Source organism: uncultured Anaerovibrio sp., assembly GCF_947302755.1.
Classification (GTDB): domain Bacteria; phylum Bacillota; class Negativicutes; order Selenomonadales; family Selenomonadaceae; genus Anaerovibrio.
This window is the reverse complement of sequence record NZ_CAMYWM010000053.1, coordinates 1-15,444: the sequence shown is the minus strand read 5'-3', so window position 1 is coordinate 15,444 and position 15,444 is coordinate 1. Positions and strand designations below refer to the sequence as shown.

Annotated in this window: 12 protein-coding genes; 10 read left to right on the top strand and 2 right to left on the bottom strand. The window is 40.5% G+C overall.

The features are described from left to right. The 4 genes from Q0Y54_RS06745 to Q0Y54_RS06730 form a co-directional block, all read left to right on the top strand. Positions 1–450: hypothetical protein (locus Q0Y54_RS06745; protein ID WP_297965602.1), on the top strand; the 450-nt coding region annotated here is incomplete at its 5' end. Further along, positions 447–1,202, top strand: coding sequence for a hypothetical protein (locus Q0Y54_RS06740; RefSeq protein ID WP_297965601.1), 756 nt, complete (start codon positions 447–449; stop codon positions 1,200–1,202). The genes Q0Y54_RS06745 and Q0Y54_RS06740, both read left to right, overlap by 4 nt. Before the next feature lie 135 nt (positions 1,203–1,337). After that, entirely contained in the window at positions 1,338–1,763 is a 426-nt protein-coding gene (locus Q0Y54_RS06735; RefSeq protein ID WP_297965600.1) for a PaaI family thioesterase, read from the top strand. A gap of 120 nt (positions 1,764–1,883) precedes the next feature. Then, positions 1,884–2,738, top strand: coding sequence for an FKBP-type peptidyl-prolyl cis-trans isomerase (locus Q0Y54_RS06730; protein ID WP_297965598.1), 855 nt, complete (start codon positions 1,884–1,886; stop codon positions 2,736–2,738). Positions 2,739–2,918: 180 nt separating this feature from the next. On the opposite strand, the gene Q0Y54_RS06725 is transcribed toward Q0Y54_RS06730, so the two are convergent. Next, on the bottom strand, positions 2,919–3,731 hold the full coding sequence (locus Q0Y54_RS06725) for a PD-(D/E)XK nuclease family transposase (protein ID WP_297965596.1): 813 nt from the start codon (positions 3,729–3,731) through the stop codon (positions 2,919–2,921). Positions 3,732–4,111: 380 nt separating this feature from the next. Between Q0Y54_RS06725 and Q0Y54_RS06720 the strand changes: the two genes are divergently transcribed. The 5 genes from Q0Y54_RS06720 (at position 4,112) to Q0Y54_RS06700 (ending at position 13,497) form a co-directional block, all read left to right on the top strand. Then, entirely contained in the window at positions 4,112–7,234 is a 3,123-nt protein-coding gene (locus tag Q0Y54_RS06720) for a DUF499 domain-containing protein (RefSeq protein ID WP_297965594.1), read from the top strand. A gap of 11 nt (positions 7,235–7,245) precedes the next feature. Beyond that, positions 7,246–7,884 carry a DUF3780 domain-containing protein gene (locus Q0Y54_RS06715; protein ID WP_297965592.1) on the top strand — a complete coding sequence of 213 codons (639 nt, stop codon included), beginning with the start codon at positions 7,246–7,248 and terminating at the stop codon, positions 7,882–7,884. Between the two features lie 10 nt (positions 7,885–7,894). Beyond that, positions 7,895–8,767 (top strand): DUF1156 domain-containing protein, encoded by an 873-nt coding sequence (locus Q0Y54_RS06710; protein ID WP_297965590.1) that lies wholly within the window; start codon positions 7,895–7,897, stop codon positions 8,765–8,767. Positions 8,768–8,900: 133 nt separating this feature from the next. Beyond that, a complete protein-coding gene (locus Q0Y54_RS06705; protein ID WP_297965588.1) occupies positions 8,901–10,709 on the top strand; it encodes a hypothetical protein in 1,809 nt (602 codons plus the stop codon). A 19-nt stretch (positions 10,710–10,728) separates the two neighbouring features. Continuing rightward, positions 10,729–13,497: a phospholipase D-like domain-containing anti-phage protein gene (locus Q0Y54_RS06700; protein ID WP_297965586.1), complete on the top strand. Its 2,769-nt coding sequence runs from the start codon at positions 10,729–10,731 to the stop codon at positions 13,495–13,497. An 83-nt stretch (positions 13,498–13,580) separates the two neighbouring features. Here Q0Y54_RS06700 and Q0Y54_RS06695 read toward each other — a convergent pair whose 3' ends face one another. Next, on the bottom strand, positions 13,581–14,714 hold the full coding sequence (locus Q0Y54_RS06695; RefSeq protein ID WP_297965584.1) for an acyltransferase family protein: 1,134 nt from the start codon (positions 14,712–14,714) through the stop codon (positions 13,581–13,583). Between the two features lie 173 nt (positions 14,715–14,887). On the opposite strand from Q0Y54_RS06695, the gene Q0Y54_RS06690 reads away from it, so the two are divergent. After that, positions 14,888–15,088, top strand: coding sequence for a hypothetical protein (locus Q0Y54_RS06690; protein WP_297965582.1), 201 nt, complete (start codon positions 14,888–14,890; stop codon positions 15,086–15,088). Positions 15,089–15,444: the final 356 nt, after the last annotated feature.

Here is a 15,444-nt window from a genome sequence, read left to right as displayed (position 1 = left end):
ATGCTCTCACAATATGCTAAAAATAATGGCCCGGACAAAATTGCGTATGGTTTTACTAAAAACATGGAAAATTATTATGAAAACTTTATATATGCTGTAGTAGATGAAAAAGAGACGAAGGAATTTAAAAAATTTTCTGATATTGTAAAGGATTTTAAATATGAAGCTAGGATGGAAAAACTCAAGACGATAATTGAAGGAATGGGCTTGATAAAGAATTATGATTCAATAATTAATCTGGATACATACATGTTTGGGCTTGTTTATATTACGATTTTTGAAGATAAAACTGTTGCAGCAGAAAAATATACGGATTTACATATAAAAATCGGAGAAAAAATTGATGAATTTAAAGAAGATTCGTTACACGTGAAAAATCCTAGTGCATTGAAGCATCTAAAGCTCAGAATTCAAGGATCAATATGTATTTGTAAGGAGTTCGAATCATGAGCAAACATGAAGCATTTATTTTAACTCCTATCACTAGTGTTCTAGAAGAGATGACAGTCGCTGCATCGGGTATTGATGCAGGTATTGAGACATATCCGTTATGGGACTATATTTTGCAATCAACATTCACTAAAATGACTGGTTTTCAAGAACAGAAAATGAAATGCATAGATTGGGAACTTGCAACCAATGGATATGATTATCGACGTTTTTTTCTTGAAGATGTGAAGAACAGAGGTACTTACTCTACATATGATTCTAAAAAAACTGTTTATAATGCGTTACTTGACGAAATTGCTCGCTATTCCGGGAAAAGTAAAAGGGAAATTATTTCTGAACTGAATGGCAAAAATAGTATTAATCCCCGGCAGATTGTACAGGATATTTTGGATAATACTAATGCAATATATTGTAAACAACGTGATTATGAAGAGTTCTTAAAGAGTGATCACCAGTTTCAAAATCAGTTTTGGATTATTCCTAGTATGCAAGAAAAAAAGGCTAAATTATTTGAGTCAAGGATGAGTGACTATTATAATAACGATTTATATCACCATCGAAATCGAATAGCCCATAATACATTATCTTATCAGCAGAATTTACCAGAACTTGAAAGCTTAAAGAATGAAACTGATTTTTCAAGGAACTATTTCTTTTGGTTTGCAATACTGACTTTAATTGATGAAATATTTATGGTGTTATACAAGGAATATTCAAATTATATAAAACTGAATAGCTATTTTGAAGAATGAAAAAAGCATTTTGCAAGATATATTGCAAACGTCAATATTCAGGCCTCAACTCGCCGAAAAAAGTTGACAAAGCCTTGTGTAATCTATAGTTTATAGGGGTGGGAAAAACAATTCGGAACTTACGGAGGTACTGCAATGCCAACAGATGATGAGCTTAGAAAAATGGAGGACACGGGGAACTGCTTTGCCTGCGGTCAGAATAATCCTATTGGACTGAAGCTGGATTTTAAGATTATTTCCAATCAATATATAGCCAAAACCAAAGTGGACAAGAATTATCAGAGCTTCGGCGGCGTGGTCCACGGCGGCATTGTTTCCACTATGCTGGATGAGGCCATGGGAGGCTACCTGTTTAAAACCGGTGAACCGGCCTTTACGGGAAAGCTGAAAATCCGCTACCGCAAGCCTACACCCGTGGGAATGCCCATCACTATCCGGGGCTGGGTGGAAAACCGCAGGCGCAATGTGGTGGAAATGAGGTCGGAGATTATTCTGGAGGACGGCACCATCAGTGCTGAAGGATATGCAAAAATGGTGGTTGTGAAGACGGTGGAGGGCTAGGTACAGCGAATTATTATCAGAATACTCAGAAATTTGACTTATTGACTTTTTATGGAAGCTATATTATCATAGGTAAAGATGTGATTGATTTTACCTATTATTTTGAGAGAGGTGCAATAAATGAAAATTGCTGTAACCTACGATAATGGCAACATTTTCCAGCATTTTGGCAAAACGGAGAGCTTTAAGGTTTTTGAGGTTGAGGATAACAAGGTAGTATCCAGTGAAATTATTGGGTCAAACGGCAGCGGCCATGGTGCCTTGGCTGGCCTTCTGGCGGATAAAGCCATTGATGTGCTTATATGCGGCGGTATTGGTGGCGGTGCCCAGCAGGCATTGGCCAATGCCGGTATTGAGCTTTGTGCCGGAGCCTCCGGGGATGTGGATGCAGCTGTAGAGGCCTATTTGGCCGGTGAACTGGTAAACTCCGGTGTTAATTGTGACCATCATCACGGCGAAGGCCATGACTGCGGCCATCATGAGGAAGGCGGCTGCGGTGGTCACGAAGGCTGCGGCGGATGTGGTGTCCATACTGTTCCGGGCATTGAGGGCCCGAATGTGGGCAAGAAGGTTCGGGTTCACTACAAGGGTACCCTTAACGACGGTACTCAGTTTGATTCTTCCTATGACCGCGGTGAACCGCTGGAATTCGTCTGCGGGGCCGGTATGATGATTCGCGGCTTTGATGTGGCAGTGGCTGATATGAAGGTGGGTGAGACTAAGGATGCCCATATGAAGCCACAGGATGCCTATGGCGAGGTGGATCCAAATGCCATTATGACCGTGGAAATTGACCAGGTACCGGGAGCGGAAAATCTGGAAAAGGGCCAGCGGGTGTACATTACCAACCCAATGGGTCAGCCTTTCCCTGTTACGGTTGCTGAAAAGACGGACACGGAAATTACCTTTGATGCCAACCATGAGCTGGCCGGCAAGGAGCTTAATTTCCAGATTGAACTGGTGGAAATTCTGTAAACAAAATGATTGCCTCATCCCTTTCGCGGGGAAGAGGCAATTTTTTTCTCTTTATATTTGCCCAAAAAAGGCAGCCCGCTGTCAGGCTGCATGGTTGGACGAATTCCGCTGGCAGATAAGGCTGCCCTTGTGCAGGTGTATACCTTGTATTCTGGCGCATTTCTGCGCAGTCCAAGTACCTTAATAAGACAGATTGCGTTCCTTGGCGATTTTTTCTACCTCTTCAACAGAAATATTGGTTGCCTGGGCAATTTGGGAATAGGGCATTTTCATGGCAAGAAGGTTGGTGACAAAATCCAGTGTAGCCTGTAAACGACCTTCTCTCCGTCCTTCAGCCTGCAGCTTTTCCATAATTTCACACATGACATTAACCCCCTTGCTTTCGTGTTTAAAAAAATCAACCCGCTTGGCCAGCTCCGGATAATGCATTTTTGCTGGATCGGGGCAGAAGAAATCCTGCATTAAACGACCCAGCGCATCATTACCCCTATATTCTCCATTGACGTAAATTATATGGGCTGCATCATCAAAGTCTTGGTTCAACTCTGTTATGGTGCGTTCAATATGGTACATGGGCAGCTGGGCACCGAATAAATCCTTTTCGGTAACAAATATGACCCAGGTTTCAGGGAAATCCTCATATTCGGTGTTTTTGTTTATTTCCCGTGAGTCAATCAATACACTATTGAAACGGGCCCGCTTGGGGTTAGCTCCCTCATCGGAGCGTTGAATTTCAACATTGTAAATTTTCCCCACAGAATCTACGGCGATAACATCAAACCGGACACCTCGCCCATATAAATTATGGGCTGACCGCTGAGTAATGACTTCCTTGACAATGATATCATTGCGTTTCAGAAAAATACGAAGCAGCAGCTGCATACATTCGTTATTATCATCGAGACAGATATTGAAAAAGGTGTCATCAATAAGGCGGAATTGCTTAATAAGCTCCAAATACCTTTGGGGCGGATCTCCCTTCAGTAAACCCACGTAGTATCGTCCTTTCTTAGATTATAGCATATTAATGCGAACATAAAAATAATTATAGAGGAAGCTTCAATGTTATTAAAGTAATAATACCATATTTACAATACAAAATAAAGTATATTTTTATTTTACATTTTATATAATAGGTTCTATGCTGTCATATTATTATATTTTGAAAAATTATTCAAATATAATAATATGCGTAAATTCTGAATGTGAATTCTATCGAATGATTTGTTTGTTGTTCTTGGTATTAATTTTTAAGTAAGCGAAGATTATTTGGAGAAATGAGACAAATAAAAGCTGAAAAATACTGTTTACACATTTATAAATAAGTTATAATGAAAATATTAAAGTCTGTTTGAGGGGGGAGTAATTATATTATGAAAAGTCTGTATGACCTTTGTACGCCAAGAAGAGATATATTTGATGATAATCTACATGATGATGCATTAGATTTAGCAAATCTTAAGGATGGGAGCATCGATGTAGATAAGTTCTTTGAAGAAACCTATATTACAGAAGGGATGCACACCCTAATTGATATTTCCTTCCAACGTTTTGCTGGGATTGGTGCCAGAGGTCTTATCCGATTAAAACAGTCAATGGGTGGCGGTAAAACACATAACATGATTACTTTGGCTTTGTTGGCTCAGCATCCGGAACTTCGTAAAAATGTACCATCTGATATTATACATGGTTTCGATAAACCGGTCAGAGTTGTAAGCTACACAGGCCGTAATAATGATATTAAGTATGGTTTATGGGGAGAAATAGCCGAACAGCTGGGGAAAAAAGAAGCATTTAATGAATATTATGCACCATTAGCAGCACCTGGACAGAATTCTTGGATCGAATTACTGAAAGGCGCCCCCGTACTTATTGTATTAGATGAGCTGCCACCATATTTATCATACCTTAGAACAAGACAGATTGGATCAGGAACCGAGGCAGATATTACGGTTACAGCACTGGCCAATCTGTTTAATGCTGTCAATAAGGGCGGTGAATTAAATAATGTATGCATTGTTGTATCTGACTTAAATGCAACCTATGAGACTGGTAGTGGATTACTGGAAGAAGCAATGAAAAATTTGGATCAGGAGCTTTCCCGTACTTCTAAGGACATTGAACCAGTAAAGGCGACTTCTGATGATTTATATATGATTTTGAAAAAGAAGTTGTTTGAGACTCTGCCTGACCAGTCTGATATTACAGAGATTGCCACTGGGTATAAAGAGGCAGTTAATAGAGCCCGTCAGATGAATTATACTGGTGTTGAGGCTAATAGCATTTATACGGGAATAAATGAAGTATATCCATTTCATCCGTGTATTAAGGATTTATTCTCCCGCTTTAAGGAGAATAATGGATTCCAGCAAACAAGAGGATTTATTCGCCTAACCCGCTTGATGGTACGTTATTTATTTGAAAATGATGGTGCCAAAGCTAAAGAAAAGGATTTGATAAATGCCTTTGATTTTAATTTGTATGATAGTACTACGGTATCACAAATCAATAATATCAAGTCAAAATTGACTAATGCTTTATCGCATGATATTGTTCAGGAAGGTCGCGGCGTAGCGGAAGAAATGGACAATGTATCTGGTGGATGCGATATGCAGGAAATAGCCAAGATGATATTAATGGCATCTTTAGGTGATGTTCAGGGCGTAATTCAGGGTTTGACTGCTAATGATATTATTGGTTATATGGTTACGCCTAAGCGGGATATGTCGAACTTTAAGGAGCTGATAAATCAATTCAGTACTAGGGCGTGGTATTTATATTCTGATAAAAATGGCAGACTGTTTTTTAAAGATATACAGAATGTTAATGCCAAGATGAACAGTATAGTGACCTCATACAATAATGCTCAGGCGAAGCAGGAAATCAAAAAAATTCTCCGAGAAAAGTTTGCACCAAAAGTCAAGGATTGCTATCAGAAAGTATGTGTCTTTCCAGCTATTGATGAGATAAGTATCAGCAGAGACCAGGTTACACTGATTTTATTTGAGCCTAATTCAACTGGTAAATTGCCTGCCAATCTGCAGACATTCTTTGACAACGAAAATCATAAGAACAGAATGATGTTTTTATCAGGACAACATGATACCATGAACAACTTGTTGGAGGTGTCCAAGGAGTATAAAGCGATAGAATCTATTATTGATGAGCTCAAATCGGAGAATGTTCCGGAAACAGATACACAGTACCGTGCTGCTTTGGATTTGCAGTCAACAATTATTATTCGGATGCGTTCTGCCATGAATGAGACTTTTGTAACGCTGTATTATCCAAGCAAGGAGAATAATGGTAGTCATATTCGTAGTAGGCAGATTACTATGAATTTCCGCGAAAATAATTTTGACCCAGAGGAACAAATAAGAAAAGTTCTGATAGAAACGGGCAAGTTTGCCACTCAGGATAAACTGCAGGAGGATACTTTCCGCAAGAAAATAGAAGCACGAATTTTTACTGCGCAGAAAATGCATTGGAATGATTTGCTGGAAAGAGCTGCCAGTGAGCCGGAATGGAATTGGTATGTTCCTTCAGGATTGTTGGATGCCAAGAACCGCTATGTTGCTAATGGTGTTTGGGCTGAAGAAAGTGGCATGATTGACAAAAATCCTCCGCCTCCAAAGACCAGTCTTAGTATCCGTGAACAGCTTATGGATGGAGATAAAGTCGTGCTTAAACTAACACCAATAAACGGCGATACTGTTTACTGGGAAGTGGAGCAGCCAGCAACGGAAGCATCTTCCAGAGTACCAGATATTTCTGCATTTAAAACTGATGAAATTGTTGTTTATTTTACTTGCGTGGATTCAGCCGGTAATAATGAAACTGGTGATTCGTTAAGATGGGAAAATAGAGTTAAAATTAAATATCAATTTTTTGATAAGGATGATGCAAAGTACTGTACCTTGGTGGCTACGAATTCAAAGGTCAAGATATATTACAGCACAGATGGCTCTAAACCACAGGATGGAGCAGTTTACAACGAGCCATTTAGAATTCCGACTGGGGCCAGGATACTACAGGCTGTAGCTTACTATGAAAAGGCCAATATATATGGTGATATCTTGACACAACCTATACCGGTTTGGGAGCCTGGCGCTGGCAAGCAGCAAACTGTACATATTGATGATGAAAAGCCATTGATCTTGGCGAATGAGTTCAAGTATTCTAACAATAAAGATATCTATGAGCTAATTGTGGAAATGAAGAATCTTAAAACAACTGCTATCATTGAAAATATCCAAGTAATCGATGATAGTGACCAGTATCATTATGCAGATTTGTCAGTTCAAAAAGTTGAATTTAATGGGGAATTACTGGAAACTCAGCTGGAGAATTTGAGAAATAACATTTTAGGTGCGGAAAAAACAACTGCAACATTGGATGTAAGTGCTATAAAATTTCCAAGCGGAAGGGATTTTAAGCGTTGGGTTTCCACCAGAAAAGAAGAATTGAACCAATATAGTAATTTTATAAAGCAATAGTGAGGTGTAGAATGGGAAAGAAGCAAACCATAGGCTTTGGCTTTTATCCTGAAGAAGCCCAGCAACATTTTCTTGTGGTTTCATATCCGCAGCGTAGCGAACGTAGCGTTGTTATATATGAACGATTTGTCTGGGATAATGATGAGGTCCAGCATAGTGGGCTTCCCCAAGAGCTTACAAGAAGCTTTGATGATAAAACAACGCTTAAGCAACAAAATTACATCGAAGATGAAAATAATCTTGATAAAAAAATAAGACTAAAAATTGTATTGTCACCACGGAAGTGGAATATGGTTAAGGTCGCTTTGGAATCAGAAATGAACAAGATTTTGAAGTCTGAAAATATGCGCGTGGGACATTTTAAGGTTGGTCAGGTTCCTGTGGAACGACTTCTTGGCAAAGAAATGATGGTGCTCCTGTGGGCAATAGAGGATTGTGATCCATCCGTTATTCCAAATGCTATAAAAAACTGGTGTGGTTTAAGTCGAGAAGAACGTTGGTGGTTATTTACCATGACTAATGCAGCCACGGGTGAGGCCGATGATAAGCGAGGGTGGCGTATAGCTCTAAGATATGCCATTACGGATAATCCTGTTATGGAAAGAGTTAGTCAGGGGAATCTATTGGATAGCCTGGCACAAAATTTATAGGGGTATTGAAATGTTGGATTACAGTAAATCATTTATTGAAAAGCAATTTCCTGTAGCGAAGCTGTCAAAGGAAAGCTATAGAGAGCGTAAAGCAGGTCGTAGCCAGACTTTGACAGGACTTGGTAAGTGGTGGGGGCGCAAACCGCTTATTTTGGTCAGGGCAGCTTTGTTTGGGGCGTTACTTCCAGTTTCTGACGATATGAAAAAGGACAAGGAAATATTCTTAAAAATCTTGACTATGGATAAAGATGGTTTTCATAATCGTCATGCCCAAAAAGTAACTAATATACTCTCGGACGAGGAATTTGATCAACTTGATTATAATGGACTCCTTGATGTAAGCTGTCGTCCGGAAGAAATCAGCGGACCAGATGAAAAGGCATGGGAGGAGATAAATGCACATCTGGAAACCAATGCACATAATCTTCAGGAATTGGCTCAACAGCTGGGAATTAAGCGCTTTGGACATATTCCACGGGTAGGCGATTGCTTTGCTGGCGGTGGCTCTAATGTTTTTGAGCCAGCTCGTATGGGGTGTGATGTATATGGTTCAGATTTGAACCCATTGGCAGGGGTCCTTACTTGGGCTGATTTGAATATTCTTAGCTGTAGTGAGGATGAGCAAAAAGAGCTTGTGAAGTTTCAGGAAGAAGTTTTTGATGCGGTTTGTGCTAAAATAGATAGTCTTGGGGTAGAGGAGAATGAAGATGGACACTTTGCCAAATACTATCTTTATTGTAATGAAACAAGATGCCCAGAGTGCGGCTATATGGTACCTACATTTCCGTCACTTGTTATTAGCCAAAAACAAAAATTGGTGGTGGATTTTGAGGAAAATCCTGCGCTAATGAACTTTAATATGCATCTAGTCCAAAAAAATTAAAGAACATGAAAGGAAAGCTACTATTCAGCGAAATTCATTAGTTTGTCCTCACTGTAATCGCTCTACCTCTATCACTGCTATTCGCGGTGGCGATGAGGGGGCTTCGCTACGCAAGTGGGACAAAAATGATTTTGTGCCTAGGGAAGACGATATTTTTCAGGAACGTCTCTATGCTGTTAAGTATGTCAATGTTAATAAAAGAGGCAAGACAAAGGACGGCTTAAGAAAAAAACCAGGCCCCGTAACTGATGCAACCTTTGGTGAAAGCTATTTCAGAGAGCCTAATGAAAGTGATTTAAAGCGGGAAAATATTGTTTATGATTATGTAGCAAAAAATTTTGATAAGTGGCAGAAAAAAGGTTATATTCCATCAGATGAAATTATAGGTGGGGATAAAACGGATGAACTTACAAGAACAAGGGGCTGGAGATATTGGCATCAGCTATTTAACTGCCGACAGTTGTTATTTGCCGGTCTAGCAAATCAATATGTATTATCTTTGGCTAAAAATAAAAGAGAATTAGTTATAGGACAATTATGTGTCCATAAAATATTGGACTATAATTCTAAACTTTGTGCTTGGGTTGTAAATAGAGAATATACAGGTAATACATTTTACAATCAGGCACTAAACACTATGTTTAATTATGGAGTAAGAAGCAGTTTTTCTTTGGCTAGTATTTATTTTATTCCTATAACTAATAATATAAATATTATTACAAGCCATGTTGACATATCAGAAGCAAGTCAAGTATCAATTAATAGTGATATATGGATAACTGACCCGCCATATGCCGATGCAGTTAATTATCATGAATTGACAGAGTTCTTTTTGGCCTGGGATAAAAGCTTAATAAAAAAGGCCTTTCCTGACTGGTATACCGATAGTAAACGATCTTTGGCTATAAAAGGTACTGGAAAGGATTTTAATAATGCAATGGTGTCAGCATATAAAAATCTAGCTAATAATATGCCAGATAATGGTTTGCAGATTGTTATGTTCACCCATCAGGACACACGGGTTTGGGCAGAACTGTCCATGATTTTATGGTCTGCGGGTTTACAGGTGACTGCCGCTTGGTGTATTGCCACGGAAACAGAGTCCGGCGGACTAAAACAGGGCAACTATGTAAAGGGAACTGTTCTTATGGTTCTTAAAAAGCGTCTTTCTGAGGAAGTTGCCTTTGAGGATGAACTTTATGAAGAAATACGTGATGAAGTTCAATTACAGATAGATTCCATGAGCAACTTAGATGACCTTAGCGAACCAGATTTTAATGATGGTGATTACCTGTTGGCTGCCTATGTAGCAGCTTTAAAGGTGTTGACTTCTTATGCCAATATCGAGGGCTTAGATGTGCAGTATGAGCTGGAAAAAGCCCGGGATAGCCGGGAGGACAGCCCTGTTACCAAGATTATTAATACTGCCCGCAAAGAGGCTTATGATTATCTGGTTCCCGAAGGGATACAGTCTTTATTGTGGTCTAAGCTTACGGTGGAAGAACGTTTTTATATTAAGGCGTTAGCCATGGAGATGAAGGGCGTTCACCAAATGAGTGCTTTTCAGGAGCTGGCCAGAGGATTTGGTGTAGCTGAATATACCAGTATGCTGGGGAGTACAAGGGCTAATCAAGTTCGATTAAAATTACCGATGGAATATAAAATGGCCCAGATGGGAGATTCTGGTTTTGGTAGCTCTATGGTGCGTAATATTTTAGCGGCTATCTATCTGTCAGAAGATAAGGATGATGTCAGAGAAGGTTGTAGCTATCTGCGATCTCATTATCAGGACAATAATGAGTACTGGGATTTAAGGAGCAGTATTATTTCTATTCTGGACTTTTTATCAAAGGTTTCTGGAAATGCCAATGTAGATTATTGGCAAGATACAGCGAAGTATGTTTCCATGCTTAAAGAAGCTATTCGTAATGATGGAATGTAAAATGTGAGAGGTAGAGTTCATGAGGCGCTATTCAACACGTAGAGGAGAGATTTTTTCAGAGGTATTGGAGCGAAATCTAAAAAACGCTCAATCCTACGACCGCATTGCTGGTTATTTTTCTTCGTCCATACTGGATATTGCAGGAGAGGCACTGGAGTCAGTGACGGGAAAAGTTCGTCTTGTTTGTAATTCAGATTTGGCTGTTGAGGATGTAAAGACAGCCAAACTGGCTAAAGAAGCAATGCGTCAGGAATGGAATGAGTTTCATCCTGAAAGTCTTCCGCCAAATGGTGTTAGATTTCAGCGCCTTTATGATTTTATTATTTCTGGAAAGCTGGAAGTAAAGGTATTGCCAAAAGAAAAATTTGGCTTAGAGCATGGAAAGGCCGGCGTGTTCACCAAAGCTGACGGGAGCAGAACTAGCTTTATGGGCAGCGCCAATTCTACTTTGAGTGGTTGGAAGGCAAACTATGAACTGGTGTGGGAAGATGATTCAGAGGAAACTGTAAAATGGGTTCAAGAAGAATTTGATTCATTATGGAATAATCCTTTTGCTGTTCCTTTAGCTGATTATATTGTTGAAGATATAAAACGAATTAAAGACAGAACTGTGTATACATCTATAGAAGAATGGAAAGAACAAGAATCAGATGCTGCTGCAGTAACTGTAGAATCACCAATATACCGACAGAGTTTTGGATTGTGGGAACATCAGAAATACTTTGTAGATAAGGTATTTTCTGATCATAAGAAATCATACGGGGCCAGATATGTACTCGCTGATCAGGTGGGGTTAGGTAAGACCGTTCAGTTGGCCGTTTCAGCTGAACTGATGGCACTATATGGCGAAAAACCTATTCTTATTATTGTTCCCAAGACCTTGTTGGAACAATGGCAGGATGAATTGTATGAACTTATGGGAATACCATCAGCTATATGGAAAAAGGCGTGGTTTGATGAAAAGGGCATAGAATATCCTTTGCCTATTACCAAGTGCCCCAGAAGAATTGGTATTATTTCTCAGGGCATTATTAGTAATGGAAGTGCGGCTTGTTGTGAACTAAAAGAGGCACTATTAAATCAGTCTTATGAGTGTGTTGTTGTAGATGAGGCTCATAGAGCAAGACGGCGTAATCTTAGTGAGCAAAAATTGAAACAGTCACCGGAGATGAATAATCTTTACAGCTTCTTGATGGCTGCTTCACGTAAAACCCATAGTATGTTGTTGGCTACGGCAACACCTGTTCAAATGTTTCCTATTGAGGCCTTTGATTTGCTGAATATATTGTCACAGAAGAATGACAGTGTGTTAGGGGGGAGCAGCAGTAAATGGCGAACCCCGAATGAGAGCATTCTTCAAGGTTTAGACTATATTACAGGCGATAGGCAGGTAAATGACAATAATGAAGCTTGGCTGTGGGTTAAGAATCCATTTCCACCTGCTGATGAAGATCCGCGTACCTTTGGTGACATGCGGCGACGTACTGAGATGTCGGAGGATGACTTTATATGTAAGAAATTATTGAGTGAGTTTACTCCTCCGGATAGGAAAAAGGCTGAAAAGATTATTAAGGCTGATTATTTTGGTATTGCGAATCCATATATTCGACACATTATTAGGCGTGAACGCAGTTATTTGGAAAATACTATCAATCCGGAGACCAATCAACCATATTTGCAAAAGGTTGAGGTTAAGTTGTTAGGAGAGTCCGACAGTGAGGCTTTAATCTTAGAGGGGTACCTGGGTGAAGCATATAAATGCGCTGAAGATTTTTGTAAAATGATTCAGAAGCGTAGCCCGGCCGCAGGCCTGTTTAAAACATTACTTCTCAAAAGAATAGGCAGTTCAATGATTGCCGGACTAAATACAGGTAACAAAATCCTTAATGAGTGGAAATGCATAGATGAAGCTCTTTTCTTTGAAGATGAAGATGACGATGAGGAGGATAATGAAGGAAAGGAGCGAAATGCTTCTGGTTCCAACAAGCTCAAGGAATTAACATCAGAAGAATTGGATGTGCTTCAAAAATTTGTTGCTAATTTGAAGCTCGTTTTGACAAATGAACATATGGATCCAAAATATGATAAAGTCCTAGAGATACTGGAGCGTGGTATGCAAATAGAGGGTACTATCAAGACACCTCCATGGAAAGATTTGGGTTGTATTATATTTTCACAGTATTATGACACGGTGGATTGGGTAGCAAGAAGTCTCTCAAATCATTTCGATGAGCCTATAGGTGTATATGCTGGTGGAAGTAAGTCCGGAATTTATCGAAAAGGTCAATTCCAGAGTGAAGAAAAGACAGACATCAAGCTAATGGTCAAAGAACGTAAATTAAAAATCTTGATTGGTACAGATGCTGCCAGTGAGGGATTAAATTTGCAGACTTTGGGTACATTGATAAACCTTGACTTGCCTTGGAACCCAACCAGGCTTGAGCAGAGAAAAGGCCGTATTCAGCGTATTGGCCAGCAGTATGATACAGTATATATATGTAATCTTAGATATAAAGGTTCAGTAGAGGACAGGGTACATAAATTGTTATCAGACCGCATGGAGAGTATTTATAAGATGTTTGGGCAGTTGCCTGATGTGCTTAAAGATGTCTGGGTTGATGTGGCTGTTGGAAACATAGAGGAAGCTAAAAAACGAATCAATGATATTCCTGATAAGCACCCATTTGAGATAAAATATAAGGACCAGGTTAAACATATCGATTGGGAAAGTTGTGCACATATTTTAGACCAAAAAGATATTTATGAAAAATTATTGAAGCAATGGTAGTTAGAAAATGAGACTGATGTATTGAATAAGTCCAGAGCATCCGGTAGCGGAGTGGATATTTTATCACCAACTATCACCTATGCTTATATTTTCACAATTATCCCTTTCACATACATTATCTCAGCCACTATTAGCAGGGCGATGTTCCATAGCATGGTGTAGGTAAAGGTGCTGGTAAAGGGGGAGGTTGGGTTGAAGGCGTGGCTGTGGTAGAGCCAGAGGTAGAGGGGCTCGCCGTTGTGGGGGATGGCGTAGAGCAGGGCCAGGCCCCATTCGGCCAAGAGGTAGATGAATATGGGATTGCGGCCCATGGCCTTTAGTGGATGGAACAGAAACCGCAGCAGTGGGTTATGGGCGATTTTTTCGGCAGTGGACAGCATAATCATGCCCAGACCGGATATCAGCAGCACATAGGGGGCTGTCCATAGGGGCTTGCTGATGATTTCCCAATGGGACCAGCCCCAGGCAGCCAAAATTAATATCAGACCCAGGGCAAAGAGTTTTTTTAATGGCCCCTTGGCAGTGGGGTGAAGTGACTGGCGGGATTTCAGGCTGAGTCCGGCCCAACAGCCCAGCAGCATGGTGGCAGTGGCGTTTAAGGTACCATACAGGCCTTCGGGGTCATAGGGGGCCTGAATATAATTGTGGTTAATTCCCTGAAGCTGCTGGTCAATGTACAGGCTGATGTTGTTTTGCTCGCTGAAGGGATCCGCTGGATTGTATAAGTGATAGCCCAGACTTGAGACAAGCAACAGCATACATGCTATGGCCAATAAAGACCAGGATCGGGCCGTCCTGCGGAACAGGAGGGTTCCCAGCAGGTATACCAGGGCAATGCGCTGCAATACCCCAAAGGGGCGGAAGCAGGTCAGAAAATCATTGCCGGCCTGTCCAAGGGTATAATCAGGGGAGCATAGGGCAGTAAACAGCAGGGGCAGATGATTGACCAGCAGACCTAACATAAAGAGGAGGGCGGCCCGCCGGATAACCTTATTACGCCAGCCGGCATTGTCCAGGGAGCGGGTAAATACCGTAGAGACCCCCATAATGAATATAAAGGCCGGGAAAACTATGTCTATAAGATTTACCCCTGTCCAGCCACTGTGAATAAGGGTGGGATAGGTGAAACTTCCATCGGGGGATAAATTCCCCAGTATCATAATAAAAATGGTTAGACCACGAAAGACGTCTATAGAATAAATTCGCTTGTTCTCCATAAAACGCACTCCTTTACATAGCTGTGACCAGCTTCATAAATCTTATTTTATCTGATGTTAACGGGGGGCGCAAGAAATGGAAAATATATATTCAGTTTTTTGCATTGCAGGCAGGATTTTTGGTAAAATTGTAGAAAAGGGTATGATGAATTAAATCTTTGGAGGCGTTTGTGATGCGTATAGAGAAGAACTTTACCAGTAACCACCGGTTGCGGGAGTGGCTGGAGTCCAAGTCCTGGGAATATGATTCTACGGAAATGTTCTATGTGTGGCTGGAGAATTTTTTTGAAGAGGGTAACCGCATCTCCGTCAAGGGGGCAGCCTGCGATTTTCACGATTGTGTGGATGTGTTTGAAGCAGGCAATGACGCATGATTTTTGCTTATGTAACGGAATAATATCGTATTTTTTATCGGAAACTGTCGGCTGGAAGGTCGGCAGCTTTTGTATATTATGGGTATGTGGCGGCCCGGAGGTACGTCGCTTGATAAAATCTTTGTGCAGTTGGTGCTTTTTTATTGGGTAATGCAGGAAAAAGGGCATTATATGGCGTATTACATTTACATATACTGTGGGAAGTGTCATAAAGATGGACTTTTGAAAGGAGTGTATTTATGAGTAAAGGGACAAAGACCGGTAAAGCCTTGGCCCTGGCAGTTGCTTTGGCAGTTTCGGGAACATTGGTGACGGCTGTGACGGGTGAGGCAGCAGAGGGCAATAAGCCGGCCTCC

Coding starts and splice junctions, on each gene's coding strand:
- Q0Y54_RS06695 (WP_297965584.1), bottom strand. CDS start 14,714: ATGGAGAACAAGCGAATTTATTCTATAGACGTCTTTCGTGGTCTAACC.
- Q0Y54_RS06735 (WP_297965600.1), top strand. CDS start 1,338: ATGCCAACAGATGATGAGCTTAGAAAAATGGAGGACACGGGGAACTGC.
- Q0Y54_RS06740 (WP_297965601.1), top strand. CDS start 447: ATGAGCAAACATGAAGCATTTATTTTAACTCCTATCACTAGTGTTCTA.
- Q0Y54_RS06710 (WP_297965590.1), top strand. CDS start 7,895: ATGTTGGATTACAGTAAATCATTTATTGAAAAGCAATTTCCTGTAGCG.
- Q0Y54_RS06700 (WP_297965586.1), top strand. CDS start 10,729: ATGAGGCGCTATTCAACACGTAGAGGAGAGATTTTTTCAGAGGTATTG.
- Q0Y54_RS06720 (WP_297965594.1), top strand. CDS start 4,112: ATGAAAAGTCTGTATGACCTTTGTACGCCAAGAAGAGATATATTTGAT.
- Q0Y54_RS06690 (WP_297965582.1), top strand. CDS start 14,888: ATGCGTATAGAGAAGAACTTTACCAGTAACCACCGGTTGCGGGAGTGG.
- Q0Y54_RS06730 (WP_297965598.1), top strand. CDS start 1,884: ATGAAAATTGCTGTAACCTACGATAATGGCAACATTTTCCAGCATTTT.
- Q0Y54_RS06715 (WP_297965592.1), top strand. CDS start 7,246: ATGGGAAAGAAGCAAACCATAGGCTTTGGCTTTTATCCTGAAGAAGCC.